At 73.9% G+C, this 17,962-nt stretch carries 16 protein-coding genes; 9 read left to right on the forward strand and 7 right to left on the reverse strand.

The window, feature by feature from the left end:
• The first annotated feature begins 10 nt into the window (after positions 1 to 10).
• From ABCQ75_RS14720 to ABCQ75_RS14730, 3 genes are all read left to right on the forward strand, one after another.
• Positions 11 to 784, forward strand: coding sequence for an SDR family NAD(P)-dependent oxidoreductase (locus ABCQ75_RS14720; protein WP_345886334.1), 774 nt, complete (start codon positions 11 to 13; stop codon positions 782 to 784).
• 94 nt (positions 785 to 878) lie between these two features.
• A complete protein-coding gene (locus ABCQ75_RS14725) occupies positions 879 to 2,657 on the forward strand; it encodes a dihydroxyacetone kinase family protein (protein ID WP_345886335.1) in 1,779 nt (592 codons plus the stop codon).
• Positions 2,654 to 3,151, forward strand: a complete 498-nt coding sequence (locus ABCQ75_RS14730; RefSeq protein ID WP_345886337.1) for a ribose-5-phosphate isomerase — start codon at positions 2,654 to 2,656, stop codon at positions 3,149 to 3,151. The genes ABCQ75_RS14725 and ABCQ75_RS14730 overlap by 4 nt, the downstream gene beginning before the upstream one ends.
• Before the next feature lie 83 nt (positions 3,152 to 3,234).
• Here ABCQ75_RS14730 and ABCQ75_RS14735 read toward each other — a convergent pair whose 3' ends face one another.
• Complete coding sequence (locus ABCQ75_RS14735; protein ID WP_345886338.1) at positions 3,235 to 4,890, reverse strand: FAD-binding oxidoreductase; 1,656 nt, start codon at positions 4,888 to 4,890, stop codon at positions 3,235 to 3,237.
• 119 nt (positions 4,891 to 5,009) lie between these two features.
• Between ABCQ75_RS14735 and ABCQ75_RS14740 the strand changes: the two genes are divergently transcribed.
• Genes ABCQ75_RS14740 through ABCQ75_RS14755 form a run of 4 tightly spaced genes read left to right on the forward strand, consistent with a single transcriptional unit; the run spans position 5,010 to position 9,643 of the window.
• Positions 5,010 to 5,600, forward strand: a complete 591-nt coding sequence (locus tag ABCQ75_RS14740; protein WP_345886340.1) for a TetR/AcrR family transcriptional regulator — start codon at positions 5,010 to 5,012, stop codon at positions 5,598 to 5,600.
• Positions 5,597 to 7,210: a glycerol-3-phosphate dehydrogenase/oxidase gene (locus ABCQ75_RS14745; RefSeq protein WP_345886341.1), complete on the forward strand. Its 1,614-nt coding sequence runs from the start codon at positions 5,597 to 5,599 to the stop codon at positions 7,208 to 7,210. The genes ABCQ75_RS14740 and ABCQ75_RS14745 overlap by 4 nt, the downstream gene beginning before the upstream one ends.
• Before the next feature lie 20 nt (positions 7,211 to 7,230).
• Positions 7,231 to 8,814 (forward strand): succinic semialdehyde dehydrogenase, encoded by a 1,584-nt coding sequence (locus ABCQ75_RS14750; RefSeq protein ID WP_345886343.1) that lies wholly within the window; start codon positions 7,231 to 7,233, stop codon positions 8,812 to 8,814.
• 10 nt (positions 8,815 to 8,824) lie between these two features.
• Positions 8,825 to 9,643 carry an SDR family oxidoreductase gene (locus tag ABCQ75_RS14755; protein WP_345886344.1) on the forward strand — a complete coding sequence of 273 codons (819 nt, stop codon included), beginning with the start codon at positions 8,825 to 8,827 and terminating at the stop codon, positions 9,641 to 9,643.
• Between the two features lie 27 nt (positions 9,644 to 9,670).
• Here the strand turns inward: ABCQ75_RS14755 and ABCQ75_RS14760 are convergent, their stop codons facing one another.
• Positions 9,671 to 10,309: a GntR family transcriptional regulator gene (locus tag ABCQ75_RS14760; RefSeq protein ID WP_345886346.1), complete on the reverse strand. Its 639-nt coding sequence runs from the start codon at positions 10,307 to 10,309 to the stop codon at positions 9,671 to 9,673.
• A gap of 96 nt (positions 10,310 to 10,405) precedes the next feature.
• Between ABCQ75_RS14760 and ABCQ75_RS14765 the strand changes: the two genes are divergently transcribed.
• The gene (locus ABCQ75_RS14765) at positions 10,406 to 11,413 is read left to right on the forward strand and encodes a 1-aminocyclopropane-1-carboxylate deaminase (protein WP_345886348.1); all 1,008 of its coding nucleotides are present in this window, start codon (positions 10,406 to 10,408) and stop codon (positions 11,411 to 11,413) included.
• 130 nt (positions 11,414 to 11,543) lie between these two features.
• Here ABCQ75_RS14765 and ku read toward each other — a convergent pair whose 3' ends face one another.
• The gene (gene ku / locus ABCQ75_RS14770) at positions 11,544 to 12,530 is read right to left on the reverse strand and encodes a non-homologous end joining protein Ku (protein ID WP_345886350.1); all 987 of its coding nucleotides are present in this window, start codon (positions 12,528 to 12,530) and stop codon (positions 11,544 to 11,546) included.
• 107 nt (positions 12,531 to 12,637) lie between these two features.
• Between ku and ABCQ75_RS14775 the strand changes: the two genes are divergently transcribed.
• Positions 12,638 to 13,234 carry a flavodoxin domain-containing protein gene (locus tag ABCQ75_RS14775; RefSeq protein WP_345886351.1) on the forward strand — a complete coding sequence of 199 codons (597 nt, stop codon included), beginning with the start codon at positions 12,638 to 12,640 and terminating at the stop codon, positions 13,232 to 13,234.
• Between the two features lie 163 nt (positions 13,235 to 13,397).
• Here ABCQ75_RS14775 and ABCQ75_RS14780 read toward each other — a convergent pair whose 3' ends face one another.
• From ABCQ75_RS14780 to ABCQ75_RS14795, 4 genes are all read right to left on the reverse strand, one after another.
• Positions 13,398 to 14,984, reverse strand: coding sequence for a glycoside hydrolase family 32 protein (locus ABCQ75_RS14780; protein WP_345886353.1), 1,587 nt, complete (start codon positions 14,982 to 14,984; stop codon positions 13,398 to 13,400).
• The gene (locus tag ABCQ75_RS14785) at positions 14,981 to 15,976 is read right to left on the reverse strand and encodes a PfkB family carbohydrate kinase (protein WP_345886354.1); all 996 of its coding nucleotides are present in this window, start codon (positions 15,974 to 15,976) and stop codon (positions 14,981 to 14,983) included. Before ABCQ75_RS14785 ends, ABCQ75_RS14780 begins: the two co-directional genes overlap by 4 nt.
• Entirely contained in the window at positions 15,973 to 16,764 is a 792-nt protein-coding gene (locus ABCQ75_RS14790; RefSeq protein ID WP_427916115.1) for a carbohydrate ABC transporter permease, read from the reverse strand. The genes ABCQ75_RS14785 and ABCQ75_RS14790 overlap by 4 nt, the downstream gene beginning before the upstream one ends.
• A gap of 224 nt (positions 16,765 to 16,988) precedes the next feature.
• Positions 16,989 to 17,882, reverse strand: coding sequence for a carbohydrate ABC transporter permease (locus ABCQ75_RS14795; protein ID WP_345886357.1), 894 nt, complete (start codon positions 17,880 to 17,882; stop codon positions 16,989 to 16,991).
• Positions 17,883 to 17,962: the final 80 nt, after the last annotated feature.

The raw sequence follows: 17,962 nt of genomic DNA on the forward strand, positions 1-17,962 counted from the left end.
AGGAACCACCATGAGCACCATCCAGCGCACCGCAGTCCTCACCGGAGCAACGTCCGAGAAGGGCATCGGCCTCGCCACCGCCCGCCGCTACGCCCGCGAGGGCTGGGGCGTCGTGATCCTGGACCTCGACGGCGAGAAGAGCGCGAAGACCGCCCAGGACATCGCCAACGAGTTCGGCGTGCCGGCCTTCGGCCACGAGGTCAACGTCGCCGACGAGCGCTCGGTCGAGGCCGCGCGCGCCGCCGTGGACGCCGAGGTCGCCGCCGGCCGTCTGCCGGTGGTCGGCGCGCTGGCGAACATCGCCGGGATCACCTCCCCCGTGCCGTTCCTCGAGACGGACCTGGCCCTGTGGAACAAGGTCATGGCCGTCAACGCGACCGGGACCTACCTCGTCACGCGGGCCTTCCTGCCGGCCATGGTCGAGGCCGGCTGGGGCCGGATCGTGAACATGTCCTCGGTGTCCGCCCAGCGCGGCGGCGGCGTGTTCGGCAAGGTCCCCTACTCCGCCGCCAAGGCCGCCATCCTCGGCTTCACCAAGGCCCTGGCCCGCGAGCTCGGCACCACCGGCGTCACCGTCAACGCCATCGCGCCCGGTGCCGTGGACACCGCCATCCGCGTGGGCAGCACCGAGGAGCAGGAGGCCGCCATCAATGCCGGCATCCCGATGGGCCGCAACGCCACCACGGAGGAGGTCGCCGCCATGATCACCTTCCTCTCCTCCGAGGATGCCGCCTACCTCACGGGCACGACCATTGACATCAACGGCGGCAGCCACATGCACTGACGCGGCTCCCGCCGACGTCCTCTCCCCCGCTGCCCCGCCGCTCCCGCCCCCGCCGCCCCGCCCCTTCGAAGAGAACCCACCCAGGAGATGCCCCATGACGCGCATCGTCAATGACCCCGCCGACTTCGCCGACGAGGCCCTCGCGGGCTTCTGCGACGTCCACGCGGACCTCGTCCGCCAGGTCCCCGGCGGTGCCGTCCGCCGGCGCCGGCCGGCCCGGCCGAAGGTCGCCGTCCTGGTGGGCGGCGGCTCGGGCCACTACCCCGCGTTCGCCGGGCTCGTCGGGCAGGGCTTCGCCGACGGCGCGGTCGTGGGGAACATCTTCACCTCGCCCTCTGCGCAGCAGGCCGTCTCGGTGGCCCGCGCGGCGGAGTCCGGCGCCGGCGTCGTGTTCGCCTACGGCAACTACGCCGGGGACGTCATGAACTTCGGCCTCGCCTCGGAGCGGCTCGCGGGGCTCGGGATCCGTGCGGAGAACGTGCTCGTGACGGACGACGTCGCGAGCGCGCCACCCGCGGAGGCCTCGCGCCGGCGGGGGATCGCCGGGGACTTCGTCGTCTTCAAGGCCATGGGCGCCGCGGCCGAGGCGGGGCTGGACCTCGACGAAGTGGTGCGGCTGGGCCGGAGGGCCAACGACCGCACCCGCACCCTCGGCACCGCGTTCTCCGGCTGCACGTTCCCGGGCGCGGACGCGCCGCTGTTCACGCTGCCCGAGGGGCACATGGGCCTGGGCCTCGGCATCCACGGCGAGCCCGGCCTGCGCGACGTCCCGCTGCCCGGCGCGGACGAGCTCGGCCGCACCCTCGTCGAAGGCGTCCTCGCCGAGGCGCCCGACGACGCCCGGACTGCAGCAGCCCGGCGCACGGCGGGCGCAGGGACGCGGGCGCGCATCGCCGTCGTCCTCAACGGCCTCGGCAGCACGAAGCACGAGGAGCTCTTCGTCCTGTGGAACGCGGTGGCGCCGCGGCTGCGGGACGCGGGCTACGAGATCGTCGCGCCCGAGGTCGGCGAGGTCGTCACGAGCCTCGACATGGCCGGCGCGTCGCTCACGGTCACGTGGCTCGACGACGAGCTCGAGCCCCTCTGGCTCGCCCCCGCCGAGACCCCCGCGTACCGGCGCGGGCGGGTCGCGGCGGCGGACGGCCTCGAAGCGACGCACGACGACGGCGAGCCGGCCGCCGCTGCGGGCGCGGCGCCGTCGTCCGCCCCCTCGCGCGAGTACGCGGCGGCCTGCGTCGCAGCGCTCGGCGCCGCGCGCGTGGCACTCGAGGCCCTCGAGGCGCAGCTGGGTGCGATGGACGCCGTGGCCGGCGACGGCGACCACGGGCGCGGCATGGTCCGCGGGGTCGGCGCCGCGCACAGCGCTGCCCGGGACGCGCTCGAGGCCGGGTGCGGCGCGGGATCCGTGCTCGCCGCCGCCGGCGACGCGTGGGCGGACCGGGCCGGCGGGACCTCCGGGGTCCTGTGGGGAGCGGGCCTGCGCGCGTGGGGGGAGGCCATCGGTGACCTCGAGGTGCCCGGGGCCCCCGGCGTCGCCGCCGGGGTCGGGGCGTTCTCCGACCGGATCGCGGCCCTCGGCGGGGCGCAGCCGGGCGAGAAGACCCTCGTGGACGCCCTGGTGCCGTTCGAGGAGGAGCTGCGGGCCGGCGTCGTGCGCGGGGACGCGCTCGGGGAAGCGTGGGAGCGCGCCTGCCGTGCCGCCGAGGAGGCCGCCCGGGCCACCGCCGGGCTGCGCCCGCTCAAGGGGCGGGCGCGCCCGCTGGCCGAGAAGAGCCTCGGCACGCCGGATCCCGGCGCCACCTCCCTCGCGGCCGTGTTCGCCGCGATGGGGCCATCCATTGTCACTGCTGCATTCCAGGAGGTGTCGGCATGAGCGGGCAGGGCACAAACGGGGAGAGCACGGGCGGGCTGCGGGTCGTCATCGGGTCGGACGAGGCCGGCGTGGACTACAAGGACGCGGTGCTCGCGGACCTCGAGCGCGACGGCCGGATCGCGGAGGTGATCGACATCGGCGTGGCGCGGGACGGCGAGGACTTTACGAGGCCGTACCCGTACGTGGGGATCGCGGCCGGGCAGATGATCAGCGAGGGCCGCGCGGACCGGGCGATCCTCTTCTGCGGGACGGGCCTCGGGGTCGCGATCGCGGCGAACAAGATCCCGGGGATCCGTGCCGCCACGGCGCACGACTCGTTCTCGGTGGAGCGTTCGGTGCTCTCCAACAACTGCCAGGTGCTCACGATGGGCCAGCGGGTGATCGGACTCGAGCTCGCGCGGCGTCTCGCGAAGGAGTGGCTGGGCTACACGTTCGATCCGGGCTCGGCGTCCGCGTCCAAGGTCAAGGTGCTCAGCGACTTCGAGGGCTGCTGACCCGCCCTCCCCCAACGCGTGGCCACCTCCCACCCCACGCGTGGCCGTATCTCGCCCTCGGCCAGAGATGGCCACGCGAGGGGTCAGTCCGGCAGGAGCTTGCCCGGGTTCATGATCCCGTCCGGGTCCAGCTCGTCCTTGACGGCGCGCAGGATCCGCACGCCCATGTCCCCGAGCTCCTCGCGGATCCAGGGCCGGTGGTCGGTCCCGACCGCGTGGTGGTGGGTGATGGTGCCGCCGGCGGCCATGATCGCGTCCCCGGCCGCGGCCTTGAGCCGGCGCCACTGGGCGATCGGATCCTCCTCGGCACGGGCCAGGAGCGTGAAGTACAGGGAGGCGCCGCCCTCCTCAAGGTGGGAGATGTGGCCTTGGAGCACGGTCTTCTCCCCGAGCGCCGCATAGACGGCGCCCTGGACGGCGCCATAGAGGTCCCGGAGGCTGCCCCACGTCGTTGCGGTCTCGATGGTCTCGACGAAGAGGCCCCGGTCCATGAGGTGGTCCCGCTGGTACGGGCCGCGGAAGCGGTGGGACATCCAGTGCGCCGCGATCGAGCGCGGCATCCGCACCGCACCGTGCGCGCGGAGCAGGCGGGCCAGCCGCCGACGCCGGTAGGCCAGCGAGCGCGGATCGGCGTCTTCGAGCTGGAAGACGGCGAGGGACGGCGCACGCCATCCCCGCGCCCGCAGGTACCCGTACGCGGGGATCCCGGCGGCGGCCTGGAGCAGCACGACCAGCGTCTCGTCCGCATCCGAGAGCCGCGAGACGTCCGGGAGCACGCCGCGCCCCAGCGCCTGCGCCATGTCCCGGAACGCCTCGAACCCGGCCTCCGTGTCGCGGAACGCCCATGACTCCTGGCGCACGTGCGGCCGGACCCGCTGCAGCTGCACGGTCACCTCGGTCACGATCCCGAGGAGCCCCTCGCTGCCGATCACGGCGTCGATGAGCCGGGGCCCCGCGGCCGTCTCGCCCTGGGGCGCCCTGCCGCCCAGCACCGCCTCGCCCGTGGGCGTGGCCAGGCGCAGCGCCACGACCGTGTCCTCGAACCTGCCGTAGCCCGAGGACGCCTGGCCGGCGCTGCGCGTGGCGAGGAACCCGCCCACGGTGGCCTGCTGGTAGCTCTGCGGGACATGCCCGAGCGTGAGCCCGTACGGGGCGAGCGCCCGCTCCACCTCGGGCCCGCGCATCCCGGCCTGCAGCACGGCGGTCTGCGAGACGGGGTCCACGCTGAGGAGGCGGTTGAGCCGGCGCAGGTCCACCGAGACCACGGCGCCGAACCGGCCGCGCTCGGGGTCCACGCCGCCCACTACGCTCGTCCCCCCGCCGAACGGAACCACGGCGATCCCGTGCCGCGCGCACACGGCGACCACCGCCGCGACCTGGCCCGCGTCCCCCGGGAACACGACCGCGTCCGGCGCGCGGCCGGCGTCGCCCGTCCTCAGCCGGAACAGGTCCGGATAGCCCTTCCCGCCCGCGTGCTCGATCCGCGCGAGCCGCTCGGTGCTGACATGCTCGGGGCCCACGACGCCGGCCAGGTCGCCGAGCGCTTCCCGGCCCACCGCGGGCTCGGGCAGCCTCACGTCCCCGAGCGCCACCGGCGGGGTGTCCACGGGCGAGGGCTCGAGGCCGCGGAGCGCCTTGAAGAACGGCCACGCGATCGCGGGGACGCGCCGGGCGAGTGCCGGGTCCCCCCAGCCGTGCCAGACGGACCGGCGGGGGAGGTCGGTGAGCGATTCAGCCATGCGATGTATCCTGCATCACACAGGACAGTGAGACAATCACTGCCTCACTGTCTCAGCACTCAGTGTCCAGCACTGCGTCCGCGGGCCGCAGCGCGCGACGCCGCACGAAGGGAGCCGCCGTGGGCGAGGCGAGCAGGGACCCGCTCATGGAGGCCACGCGCGCCGAGGTCGTGGCCTACGGCCTCCGCCGGGCCACCATGACCTCGATCGCCAAGCGCGCCGGGCTCAGCCGCGCCACCCTGTACCGGCGGGCGGAGTCGACTCAGCAGCTCGTCCTCGACGCCCTCGCGGCCGAGTTCGCCCGGATCCTCGACGAGGCTGCGGAGGCGGCGTCCGGGGGATCGCCGGAGCACGCGCGGGCCCGGCTCGTGGCCATCACCGAGCACGGGATCCGCCGGCTCTGGGGGGACGGGCTCGTCCGCGCGCTCCTCGACCATGACCCCGAGCTCCTCCTGCCCTACCTCGTGGACAGGCTCGGACGGAGCCAGGAGGTCGTCGTGGCGCTCATGGCGGCGGAGATCGGACGGGCCCAGTCGGACGGGAGCGCGCGTGCGGGCGATCCCCGGACCCTCGCCGTCGTCATCGTCCAGGCCCTCACCCCGTTCGTGGTGGGCCGGCGCCTCCTGGAGGGCACGGCCGGGCAGGCGGACTGGCCTACCGAGGCCGCCCGCCTCGTGGACGCGTACCTCACGCCGACGGCCTCGCCGTGAACCGCAGCCCCCGGCCCGGCGGCCCCCACAGCCCCGGCAGCCTCAACGCCGCCCAGCGCGCCCGCTCGCTCGCCCGGCTCGCCGAGGAGCGGTATGACGTGATCGTGGTGGGGGGCGGGGTGACCGGCGCGGGCGTGGCGCTGGACGCCGCGTCGAGGGGACTGCAGACGGCCCTCGTGGAGCGGGTGGACCTCGCCGCGGGGACGAGCCGCTGGAGCAGCAAGCTCGTCCACGGCGGCCTGCGCTACCTCGCGCAGGGGGATCTGGGAATCGCCTACGAGTCCGCGCGGGAGCGGCACTGCCTCATGACCCGGATCGCCCCGCACCTCGTGCGCCCGCTCGCGAACATCGTCCCGGACACGGGCCGGCTCGCGGCGGCGGCGGGCGGCGCCGGGATCGTCCTCGCGGACGCACTGCGCCGGGCGGCCAGGACACCGGAGGATCTCCTGCCCCGGCCCCAGCGCGTCTCGGGCCAGCGCATCCGCGAGCTCGTCCCCGCTGCCAGGCCCGGCCTGCGCGGCACCTCGTACTACGACGGGCAGCTCGAGGACGACGCGCGCCTCGTCATCGCCCTCGCCCGCACCGCCGCGGCCTACGGCGCGGACATCGTGACCCACTGCGCCGCCCGACCGCTCGGCCCCGACCGCGCCGAGCTGGCCGACCGGATCACCGGCGGGCGCCTCGAGGCCCGCGGCCACGTTGTCCTCGCGACCGGCGTGTGGGGCGACGAGTTCGAACCCTCCCTGCGCATCACGCCCTCGCGCGGCTCCCACCTCGTGCTGCGCGCCGAACGCCTCGGCTTCCCGCGCGCCCAGCTCAGCGCCCCCGTGCCCGGCCACTTCGGCCGGTTCGCCTTCACAGTCCCCCTGGGCGACGGCCTCGTGCTCCTGGGAGTCACCGACGAGCCCGCGCCCGGCGCGGACGGACTCGCCCCCGCCGTGCCGCCCGAGGACGAGGCCTTCCTCCTCGCGACGATGAGCACCGTGCTCGAGCGTCCGCTCACCCCCGCGGACGTCGTGGGCAGGTTCGCCGGCCTGCGCCCGCTCGTGGCACGGACGACGGCGCACGGCGGCGCGGGCGCGCACGGCGGCTCGCGCGCGGGGAGGCACGGGGGCTCGGGCGCGGGGACCGCCGACGCCTCCCGCCGGCACCTCCTCATCGACGAGCCGGGCCGGCCCATCACCGTCACGGGCGGCAAGCTCACCACCTACCGGCGCATGGCCGAGGACGCGGTCGACGCCGTCCTGCGCCGCAGGGGAACGCCCTCCGGGACAGGGCGCACCGCGGCCTGCCGCACGCGGGGCCTTCCCCTCCTCGGCGCGGCACCGCCCGAGGCCCTGGCCGCGGTGCGCGCCCCTGCGCGGCTCGTGCGCCGCTACGGCACTCTCGCCGCCGAGGTGCAGGCGCTCGCTGACGCCGACCCTGCCCTCGCGCAGCCCGTCGCGCCGGGCTGCCCCACCATCGCGGCGGAGTTCGTGTACGGGGTGCTGCACGAGGGCGCGCTCACCGTCGCGGACCTCCTCGAGCGCCGCACGCGCGTGGGGTTCGTCGAGGCCGACCTCGCCGCGGCCGACCCCTCAGCCGAGACCGCCCTTTCCCACGGAGGCTAGCGATGCCAGACTCATCGTCCATGCCGTTCCTGCACCAGAAGGCTCCCGGCGCCCCGGAACCGGCAGGGCCGGCAGCGTCGTGGAGCCCCGCCCGCCTCGCCGCGCTCGCAGGGCTGGCCGAGGGAACGGGACCCGCGCTCGAGGTGACCTCCCCGAGCGAGGGCCGGCCGCTCGCCGTCGTGCGCCAGGCACGCGAGGGCGAGGCGCGCGCCGCTGTGGACCGGGCGCGGGAGGCGCAGAGGGCGTGGGCCGCGCGGCCTGTGCGCGAGCGCGCGGCGGTGGGGCACAGGTTCGCGCGGCTGGTCCTGGACCGGCGGGACGAGATCCTGGACCTCCTCCAGGCGGAGACCGGCAAGGCGCGGCTCGCGGCGCTCGAGGAGGTCATGGACGCCTCGCGGACGGCCGCCTACTACGCGCACGCGGCGCCGCGCCTCCTGCGCCCGCAGCGGCACGTCGGCGCTCTCCCGCTCCTGACCCGGAGCACCGAGCTGCGCCACCCCAAGGGCGTGGTCGGGGTCATCACGCCCTGGAACTACCCGTTCACGCTCCCGGCCTCGGACTCGGTGCCCGCCCTCCTGGCCGGGAACGCAGTGGTCATCAAACCGGACCACCAGACGCCCCTCACGGCACTGCTCGTCCTCGCGCTGCTGCGCGAGGCGGGCCTGCCCGAGGGCGTGGCGCGCGTGGTGCCGGGCACGGGCCCGGTCACGGGAGCCGAGCTCGTGGACGCGGTGGACTACGTCATGTTCACCGGGTCCACCGCCACGGGCCGGGCGATCGCGGCGCGCTGCGGCGAGCGGCTCATCGGCTTCTCCGGCGAACTGGGCGGGAAGAACCCGCTGCTCGTGCTGCCGGACGCGGACATCCCCGCCGCCGCGGTCGGCGCCGCGCGGGCGTGCTTCTCCAATGCGGGCCAGCTGTGCGTGGGGCCCGAGCGGATCTACGTCCACGAGGCCGTGCGCGAGCGCTTCACCGAGGCGTTCGTGGCCGAGGTCGCCGGGATGCGCATGGGGCCCGGCACCTCGTGGGAGACGCAGCTCGGCTCGCTGACCTCGCCCGAGCACCTCGCGAGGGTGCACTCCCAGCTGGACGACGCCGTTGCCCGGGGCGCCCGGGTCCTCACCGGCGGCGCGGCCCGGCCGGACGTGGGCCCCCTGTTCTTCGCCCCGACTGTGCTCGCGGACGTGCCCGAGTCCGCGGCGCTGTGCCGCGAGGAGACGTTCGGCCCGATCGTGGCGGTCTACCCCGTGGCGAGCGAGGAGGAGGCCTTCGCGCGGGCCAACGACACCCCGTACGGGCTCAACGCGAGCCTCTGGACCGCGCCCTCGCGCGGACGCCGGCTCGGGGCGAGGCTCGAGGCCGGGACGGTCAACGTCAACGAGGGGTACTCCGCCGCGTGGGGAACGCACTCGGCAGCGATGGGCGGGTGGAAGGAGTCCGGGCTGGGCCGGCGGCACGGCCCCGAGGGCCTCCTGAAGTACACCGAGGCGCAGACCATCGCCGTGCAGCGGCTGCTGCCCATCGCGCCGTGGCCCGGCCTGGGCGGCGAGCGCTGGGCCGGGCTGCTCACGGGCGCCGTCCGGATGATCAACCGCTTCCGCTGAGGAGGAGCACATGTACCGAGGAACACGCATGGCCGGGGCGCGCATCCTGATCACCGGCGGGGCCTCCGGGATCGGGCGGCTCATGGCCCTCGAGGCGGGCCGGCGCGGCGCCGAGGTGGTCGTGTGGGACCTGGCGCACGACGGCGGCGCGTCGGTGGCCGCCGAGGTCGTCGCCACCGGGGGGCTCGCCATCGCGCGCCGCGTGGACGTCACCGACCCGGCGCAGGTGGCCGAGGCCGCCCGGCACACGGGCGAGGTGGACGTCGTCGTGAACAATGCCGGAGTGGTGACGGGCAAGCGGCTGCTGGACGCGAGCGAGGACGCGCTGCGCCGCACGCTCGAGGTGAACACCCTCGCGCTGTACTGGGTCACGCGGGCGTTGCTGCCGGGCATGGTCGAGCGGGGCCGGGGCACGGTCGCGACGATCGCGAGCGCCGCGGGCCTCATCGGTGTGGCGAACCAGACCGACTACTCGGCCAGCAAGTTCGCCGCCCTCGGGTTCATGGAGTCGCTGCGGGCCGAGCTGCGCGCGGACGGGCACGGCGCGGGGACCCTCGTGGTGTGCCCGTACTACATCAACACGGGCATGTTCGAGGGGGTCCAGACGAGGTTCCCGCTGCTCCTGCCAATCCTCGAGGAGCGCGAGGTGGCGCTCAAGGTCATCGACGGGATCGAGTCCGGCAGGGAGCAGATCATCCTGCCGCCGTTCGCCCGGCTCGTGCCGCTCCTGCGCGTCCTGCCGACCCGCGCGTTCGACCGCGTGGCGGACTTCTTCGGGATCAACCGGACCATGGACGGGTTCGTGGGGCGGCGGCAGGACGCGGGCTGAGGCGGGACGCGGGCTGAGGCCGGCCCGTCAGCCCAGGGCGAGCCAGTTGCGGCGGTTGGCGAGGGCCGCGCCCTCGGCGTCACCGCGCCGCAGGCAGTCGATGATCTCCTCGTGCACCGCGACCGACCCGTGGGCCTCCCGCCCGCCGAACCGCAGGCGCTCCGCGCGGCGCAGCACGGGGCCCGCCTGCTCGAGCGCGCTGGCGGCCACGGGGTTCCCGCTCGCCGCGATGAGCACGCCGTGGAAGTCGCCGTCGGCAGCGAGCGCCGCCTCGACGTCGCCAGCCTCCACCGCGGCGGCGAACGCGGCGTTCGCCTCGGCCATCCTCGCGAGGAGGGCTTCGTCGAGGGAGGGCGCGGCGAGCCGGGTCACGAGCTCGTGGAGCGCCGCGACCACCTCCCGCGCATGCCGGGTGGCCTCGGGATCATAGGGGGCCACCGTCGTCGAGCGCCCCGGCTCCGAGACGACGAGTCCGGCGCGCTCGAGGCGCAGGAGGGCCTCGCGGATGGGGGTGCGGCTCACGCCGAGCCACTGCTCGAGCTCGGAGTCCCGCAGCCGCTCCCCCGGCGCAAGCGTCCCGTCCACGATCGCGTCGCGGATCGACTCGTACACGTTGTCGCGCAGGAGGGACCTCTTGTGGACTCCCTCGCGGGATGGGACGGGCATGCCGCACATCGTATATCGCGTGCGGGAAGGCCTTGACGTCGGAGGGGTGCGGAATGCAATATATTGCATTCCCCCGCATTCTCCGAAGGAGCTCCTATGGCCCTCTCCGACTTCGAGCGCTACCCGCTGACCTTCGGGCCCAGCCCCATCCACCACCTCCCGCGCCTGAGCCAGCACCTCGGCGGCGCCCAGATCTGGGCCAAGCGGGAGGACGTCAATTCGGGGCTGGCCTTCGGGGGCAACAAGACCCGCAAGCTCGAGTACCTCGTCCCGGATGCCCTCGCCCAGGGCGCGGACACGCTCGTCTCGATCGGCGGCTACCAGTCCAACCACACGCGCCAGGTCGCTGCAGTAGCGGCCAAGCTCGGCCTCAAGGCCCGGCTCGTGCAGGAGAACTGGGTGGACTGGCCGGACCCCCTCAGCGACCGCGTGGGCAACATCCAGCTCTCGCGCCTCATGGGCGCGAAGGTCACGCTCGACTCGGCCGGCTTCGACATCGGGTTCCGCGACTCGTGGAGCGCCGCCATCGAGGAGGTCAGGGCAGAGGGCGGCACGCCCTACGCGATCCCCGCGGGCGCTTCGGACCACCCCCTCGGCGGCCTCGGCTTCGCGAACTGGGCCTACGAGGTGGAGCAGCAGGAGAGGGAGCTCGGCGTCTTCTTCGACACGATCGTGGTCTGCACCGTCACCGGCTCGACCCACGCAGGCATGATCGCCGGCTTCGCGGGCCAGGACCGCCCACGCCGCGTGATCGGCATCGACGCCTCCGCGACTCTGGAGAGGACCCGCGCGCAGGTCGCGCGGATCGCGCGCAGCACCGCCGAGCTCATCGGGCTCGGCCGCGAGCTGCGCGATGACGAGATCACGGTCCTCGAGGGCTGGGCAGGGGACCTCTACGGCATCCCAGTCGAGTCCACGGTCGAGGCGATCCGCCTCGGCGCCTCGCTCGAGGGCATGATCACGGACCCGGTCTACGAGGGGAAGTCCCTCGCGGGCCTCATCGACCTCGTCACGAGCCGTGGGATCCCTGCGGACAGCAACGTCCTCTATGCGCACCTCGGCGGCCAGCTGGCCCTCAACGCATACAGCGGCGCGTTCCGCTGAGCTGGCGGGCGCCGGCCGAGGCCCCGGCGGGCCGGCTCCTCGGATGGGGTCGTCCCGCCACGCGCCGGGCGAGACGTGGCCACGCGTTGGGCCAGAGGTGGCCACGCGCCGGGCGAGACGTGGCCACGCGTCAGCTTGCGCTCTTCCTGCGGCGGGCCGGGGCCTTGGCGGCCTTCTCCTCCTTCGGCGGCTCCGCGTCCTCTCGCTTCGCCGCCGACCGCGAGCGCGAGCGCGCGGGCTTGGGCGACTCCCCGGCGTCGTCCGCGGCCTTCTTCGACCGGCTCCGCGAGCCGGAGGACGGCTTCGCCTCGGCGGCCCCGTCCGAGGCCTTGCGGCGCGACTCGACCGAGCGCCGCAGGGCCTCCATGAGGTCCAGGACCTCGGCCCCCTCGCGCTCCTCGGGCTGCTCGCCGAACGTCTCCTCGGTGTCCACGGCGTCCCCCTTGGCGAGCTTGGCCTCGACGAGCTGGCGCAGCTGCTCCTGGTACTCGTCGGCGAACTGCTCCGGCTCGAACTCGGCGGAGAGGCTCTCCACGAGCGAGGAGGACATCTTGAGCTCCTTGTCCGAGATCCTCACCTCGGTGTCCGTGAGGATGGGGAACGCGGCTTCGCGCACCTCGTCCGGCCACAGGAGCGACTGGAGCACCATGACGTCCCCGCGCACGCGCAGCGCCCCGAGCCGGGTCTTCTGCCGGAGGGCGAACTTGACGACGGCGGTCAGCTCGGTCTGCTCGAGGGTCCGCTTGAGCAGCTGGTACGGCTTGACGCCGACCTTCTCGGGTTCGAGGTAGTAGCTCTTCTCGAAGAACATGGGGTCGATCTGCTCGTCGGGGACGAACTCGACCACCTCGATCTCGCGGCTGCGCTCCACCGGCAGGGACTCGAAGTCCTCGTCCGTGATGACCACGGTGCGGCCGCCCTCCTCGTAGGCCTTGTCGATGTCCGCGTACTCGACCACCTCGCCGCACACCTCGCACCGGCGCTGGTAGCGGATGCGCCCCCTGTCCTTGTCGTGGACCTGGTGGAGCTTGAGGTCGTGGTCCTCGGTGGCGCTGTACACCTTCACGGGCACGCTGACCAGACCGAAGCTGATGGCGCCCTTCCAGATCGACCGCATGTGCCCAGTGAACCGCAGATCCCCGGGCTTGAACAGGTTCACTCCTCCCCGGCGAGCCGTGCGGGCGGGCCCTTCGCCCCTGTCTGCCCGGCTGCCGGGAGCGCACTGTGGGAGAGAAGGGCACGTTCATCGCCACCGTTCGCACCCCCCCGGAGAACGCCATGCACATCCTTGTCGCCTATGCCACCAGGCACGGCTCCACGGCCGGCATCGCCGAGCGCATCGGGGCAGCGCTCGACGCCTCGGGGCACTCGGCCACCGTCAAGCCCGTCCACGAGGTCGAGGACCTCAGCCACTACGACGCCGTCATCCTCGGCAGCGCGGCGTACGCCTTCCACTGGCTGAGGGAGGCGACCTCATTCGCCAAGCGCCACAAGGCCGAGCTGTCCCAGCGGCCCATCTGGCTGTTCAGCAGCGGCCCGCTCGGGGAGGAGACCGTGGACGAGAAGGGCCGCCCCGTGCTCGAGGCCGCCGAGCCCAAGGAGTTCGAGAAGTTCGCCGACGTGCTCAACGTCCGGGGGGACGTGGTGTTCTTCGGCGCGTGGGACCCTGCTTCCCCGCCCGTGGGAGTCCTCGAGAGGGCCATGAGCCACCTGCCGGGGGACCCCCGCAGCGCCCTGCCTTCCGGCGACTTCCGCCACTGGGACCAGGTCGAGGCCTGGGCGCGGGAGATCGCGAAGGAGCTCACGGCCGAGGAGGTCTGAGATGCAAGGGCCCTCCCTGTGGGTGTGTTCGCTCCCGCTCGTTATGGGGCGCGACACGGCCCCGGTTCCGCGCGGCACGCCGTGCCGGGCTCCCGGCCGAGCCCCATAACGAGCAGGACCGTACGCGACCTCGTCCGGAGCTCCCGGCCCGGGGCCACACGCCTCAGCCCAGCAGCGTGACCTCGAGCTCGGCGAGCGCGAACGGGGCCTCCGCCTCGAGTTCGAGCACCGTCTCCGTCCCGCGCGGGAACACCAGGTCCGTGAGGGCCACGAGTCCGTCCTGCGCGAAGGCCTCGATGGAGCACGCGTCCACGATCACGTCGAGCCGCACACCCTCCTCGGCCCCGGGCAGCGGCGCCGCCTCGACGGAGGCGAAGAGTCCGTGGAAGTCTGTCAGGCCCGAGCCCGTACGGTCGAGGGTGAGCATGCCGGCGTCCGGGTCGACCCGCAGGAGGGCCCCCTCATCCTCACCGGTCACCAGCCGCAGCGTGCAGGCCGGCGAGCCGGCGGGAAGCGCGAGCCTGACTCGGAAGGCCTCCCCGCGGGGCACCCTCGCGACCCGCGTCCGGCCCGCGGGCAGGGACCGCGAGGCCCCGGCGGGCAGGGCGGCCGCGCCGCGCACGGGCCCCCGGTCCTCGGGCAGCAGCGGCCGCTGCGCGAGCACGTGCCGCCCACCGGCCCGGTGAAGGGAGACCTCGCGCGGGAGCGACATCGCACTGCGCCACCCGCCCGGCACAGCACCCGCGGCGCCGGAGTCGGCCGCGGCCGTGGGCGTCGCCGCCGCGTAGTCCCAGTTGCTCATCCACCCGAGCATGACGCGCCGGTCCTCGACCCCACTGAAGGAGACCGCGGCGTAGTAGTCCCGGCCCCAGTCGAGCCAGTCGAGCGCGCGGAGCCCCACCGCGCCCTGCGCAGGACCGTCGGCCGCCACGGGAGCGGCGGGTGCGGCGTCCTCGGCGCGGAACCGCACGCCGTCGAACTCGCCGACGAAGTACTGCGTCCCCGAGCCGCCGGCCACCCCGCCCGGGTTGAGGCTCACGATCAGCACCCAGCGGGTCTCCCCCGGAACGCCCTCCACGGGCAGCTCGAAGAGGTCCGGGCACTCCCACACCCCGCCCATGGCCCCGGCGGGGCCGAAGTCGGAGAGGTAGCGCCACTCTGTGAGGTTGTCCGAGGCGTAGAAGAGGACGCGGTGCTCCTCGGCCTCGACCACGGCCATGACCCAGTACTCCCCCGCCGGGCCGGCGTACCGGAAGACCTTGGGGTCGCGGAAGTTCGCGGACCCGCGGTCCAGGACGGGGTTGCCGGCGTGCTTGGTCCAGGTCGCGCCGTCGTCGAGGCTGTACGCGAGGGACTGGGCCTGGGTCCCGGGGCGGTCGGCGCCCTCGGAGTACGCGCTCGTGTAGACGGCGACGAGCGGGATGACCTCCTCGCCGTCCGAACCCGGCGCCGCACCGTCGGCGAAACCGGCCGTGTTGCCCGGATCCGCCACGACGCTGCCCGAGAAGATGGCCTCGTGCTCGGTGCACGGGATCGCGACGGGCTGCTCGGTCCACGTGTGCAGGTCCGGCGAGGTCGCGTGGCCCCAGGACATGTTGCCCCAGACGGGGGCGGACGGGTTGTGCTGGTAGAAGAGGTGGTACACGCCGCGGTGGAAGACGAGCCCGTTGGGATCGTTCATCCAGTTCCGGGCGGGCGCGAAGTGGACGCGCGGGCGGTAGTCGTCGCGGACAGGTGCAGTGGCAGTCATGGCTTCTCTTCGTGGTCTGTGGGGTGCGCGGCGGGCTGCGGGGCTGCTGCGGGTTCGACGGCGGGCACTTCCGTGAGGCGGGGCGGCTCGGCTCCGGCCCGGGAGACGGTGACGGCAGCGGCGCGGGCGGCGAACCGCCCGGCGTCCGCGAGCGCATGGGCACTGAGGGCACCGATCGGGGCGAGCCGGTCTCTCCCGGCGGCCAGGAGCGCGTGCACGAGTGCGGACATGTAGCTGTCCCCGGCCCCGACCGTGTCCCGGACCGCGACTGGCACTGGCGGGACCTCGACCTCGTGCCCGCCCGAGAGCAGGAGCGAGCCGCTCGCGCCCAGGGTGACGGCGACGACGGCGGGCCCCCGGTCCGCGATCCGGCGCGCCGCGTCGCGCGGGGCAAGGCCCGGGCAGAGGTAGGCGGCGTCCTCGTCGCTGAGCTTGACGACGTCGGCCAGGCCGGCGAGGCGCTCGAACCTCGTCAGGGCCTCGGCGTGCGGGCCGACGAGGGCGGGGCGGATGTTGGGATCGAAGCTCACGGTCGAGCCGGAGCCGCCCGCGCCCGGTCCCCCCGTGCCCGGTCCCCTCCGGGCGGCGCGCACGATCTCCTCGACGCGCTCGGCCCCGGGGGCCAGGAACGCGGCGACGGAGCCGACGTGCACATGCCGTGCAGGCGGCAGCGCCACCTCGCCGGGGAGCTCCCAGGCGAGGTCGAACTCGTAGGAGGCTGCGCCGTCGTCCGCGATCACCGCAGCCGCGCTCGAGGTGACGGGCAGGCAGAACGACTCCGGCAGGACCTCCACGCCCGAGGCCGCGAGCCGCGCGGCGATCGCCTCGCCGCGCGGGTCCGGGCCGAGGGCCGTGAGGAACGCCGTGGGCGTGCCGAGCCGGGCGAGGCCGAGCGCCACGTTCGCGGGCGAGCCGCCGGGGTGCTCGCGGGTGCCGGCCGCGGTCCGGATGATGTCGGTGAGGCTCTCCCCCACCACCAGGACTCGCGTCACCCCTTGACCCCGCTGGCCGCGATGCTGTTGACGAACGCGCGCTGGAAGGCGATGAACAGGGCCACGACCGGGAGCGTGATGAGGGACGTGTACGCCATGACCTCGCCCCAGGAGACGTTGAGCTGGAAGAAGTACTGCACGCCGAGCATCACCGGGCGCAGCTCCTCGGTCTGGACCACCATGAGCGGCCACAGGTACGAGTTCCACGCGGGCAGGAAGGTCAGGATCGCGACGGTCGCGACGGCCGGGCCGGAGAGCGGCATGACCACGCGGCGGTAGATCGTGAACCAGCCGGCGCCGTCCATGCGGGCGGCCTCGTCGAGCTCCTTGGGGATGGACTCGAAGTACTGGTGGAAGAGGTAGATGGAGAACGCGTTCGCGATGAACGGCACGATCTGCACGTGGTAGGTGTCCAGCCAGCCCGTGGTGAGCTCGAGGCTGAACCCGTTGGCCGTGAGCCAGGGCAGCTGGTTGACCCACCACACGAGCGGGAGCGCGAGGGTCTCGAACGGGACGATCAGGGTGGCGATGACGAGTGTGAGCACCACGCCCTTCCCGCGGACCCGCATGCGGGAGAGGGCGAAGGCGGCCATCGAGTTCACGAGCACGCCGAGCACCACGGTCACCGCGGAGATCCCCACGGAGTTGAGCAGGAAGCGGGCCGCGGGCACGCGGTCGAACACGGCCGCGTAGTTCTCGAAGGAGAGGTGGCCCACGGGCAGGAAGGCCGCGAGCGAGCCCATGTCCCCGAAGATCTGCGTGTCCGGCTTGAGCGAGGACACGAACATGAACAGGAGCGGGAAGCTGAACACCACCGCGAGGGCCGCGCGCAGGATCCACCCGCCGAGCCCGGTCCCGGGGCGCAGCGAGCGCGTGGCGGCTCCCCTCCCGCGGCGGCCCGGGTTCCCGCGGACGACGGCGCGCCGAGCCGCCGCGTCCGGCCCGCCGATGCGGGGCTTGCCCGTGCGGGCTGCGCGTGGGCGGGCTGTCTCTGGCACTGGGGTGGTGGTCATCAGGACTTCTCCCGGGTGAGGTAGCGCTGGACGCTCGAGACGATGAGGACGAGGACGAAGAAGACCAGGGAGATCGCCGAGGCGTAGGAGGTCTCCTGCTGGCGGAACCCGGTCTGGACGGCCTGGTGGACGATCGTGGTCGTGGAGTCGAGCGGGCCGCCCTGGGTCATGACGTCGATCTGGGTGAAGAGGCTGAGCGCCTGGATGGTGATGGTGACGAGGATGAGGTTCCGGGTGGGCCGCAGGCTGGGCCACGTGATGCTCCAGAACCGCTGCCAGTTGGACACGCCGTCCAGGGCGGCGGCCTCGTAGAGGTCCCCGGGGATGGTCTGCAGGCCGGAGAGCCAGATGATCATGTGGAAGCCGGCGGCCTGCCACACGGACATGAGGATGATGGCGGGCATCGCGGTGGCGGGGTCGTTGAGCCAGTCCGGCCCCTCGACGAGGCCGAAGGTCCCGGCCCGGATGACCTCGTTGAGCAGGCCCTCCTGGCGGTACATGAACAGCCACAGGAGCGAGACGACCACCATGGAGGTCACGACCGGGAGGAAGTACACGGTGCGGAAGAAGTTCACGCCGCGCACCCGGGCGTTGACCAGGAGCGCCATGCCGAGCGCGAGCCCGGACTGGAGCGGCACCACGACCGCCGCGAAGTAGGCCACGTTGGCCAGTGCCCGCCAGAACGTCTCGTCCTCGGCGAGGCGGATGAAGTTGTCCAGGCCCACGAACTGGGGCGGGTACGGGGAGATGAGGCGCGCGTTGGTGAACGCGAGGCCGAACGCGAGCCCGGCGGGGATGACGACGAAGAGGATGAGCAGGAGCAGGCCCGGGCCGAGCATGGCCCAGCCCATCCGCGCCTCGCGCCGGTGCATCGAGAGGGTGTTGGCAGTCATGGGGGTCTTCCAGTCAGGTCAGGACGGGCGTCTGCTGAGGACGGCGTCCGCTGGGGGGGACGGCGTCTGGCGGGCGGGGG

The sequence above is a fragment of the Sinomonas halotolerans genome (assembly GCF_039615075.1).
Taxonomy (GTDB): Bacteria; Actinomycetota; Actinomycetes; order Actinomycetales; family Micrococcaceae; genus Sinomonas; species Sinomonas halotolerans.

What these genes read in the sequence shown, in the direction of transcription:
- ABCQ75_RS14720 (WP_345886334.1), top strand. Translation starts at nt 11, where the DNA reads ATGAGCACCATCCAGCGCACCGCAGTCCTCACCGGAGCAACGTCCGAG.
- ABCQ75_RS14725 (WP_345886335.1), top strand. Translation starts at nt 879, where the DNA reads ATGACGCGCATCGTCAATGACCCCGCCGACTTCGCCGACGAGGCCCTC.
- ABCQ75_RS14730 (WP_345886337.1), top strand. Translation starts at nt 2,654, where the DNA reads ATGAGCGGGCAGGGCACAAACGGGGAGAGCACGGGCGGGCTGCGGGTC.
- ABCQ75_RS14735 (WP_345886338.1), bottom strand. Translation starts at nt 4,890, where the DNA reads ATGGCTGAATCGCTCACCGACCTCCCCCGCCGGTCCGTCTGGCACGGC.
- ABCQ75_RS14750 (WP_345886343.1), top strand. Translation starts at nt 7,231, where the DNA reads ATGCCGTTCCTGCACCAGAAGGCTCCCGGCGCCCCGGAACCGGCAGGG.
- ABCQ75_RS14755 (WP_345886344.1), top strand. Translation starts at nt 8,825, where the DNA reads ATGTACCGAGGAACACGCATGGCCGGGGCGCGCATCCTGATCACCGGC.
- ABCQ75_RS14760 (WP_345886346.1), bottom strand. Translation starts at nt 10,309, where the DNA reads ATGCCCGTCCCATCCCGCGAGGGAGTCCACAAGAGGTCCCTCCTGCGC.
- ABCQ75_RS14765 (WP_345886348.1), top strand. Translation starts at nt 10,406, where the DNA reads ATGGCCCTCTCCGACTTCGAGCGCTACCCGCTGACCTTCGGGCCCAGC.
- ku (WP_345886350.1), bottom strand. Translation starts at nt 12,530, where the DNA reads ATGCGGTCGATCTGGAAGGGCGCCATCAGCTTCGGTCTGGTCAGCGTG.
- ABCQ75_RS14780 (WP_345886353.1), bottom strand. Translation starts at nt 14,984, where the DNA reads ATGACTGCCACTGCACCTGTCCGCGACGACTACCGCCCGCGCGTCCAC.
- ABCQ75_RS14790 (WP_427916115.1), bottom strand. Translation starts at nt 16,764, where the DNA reads ATGTTCGTGTCCTCGCTCAAGCCGGACACGCAGATCTTCGGGGACATG.
- ABCQ75_RS14795 (WP_345886357.1), bottom strand. Translation starts at nt 17,882, where the DNA reads ATGACTGCCAACACCCTCTCGATGCACCGGCGCGAGGCGCGGATGGGC.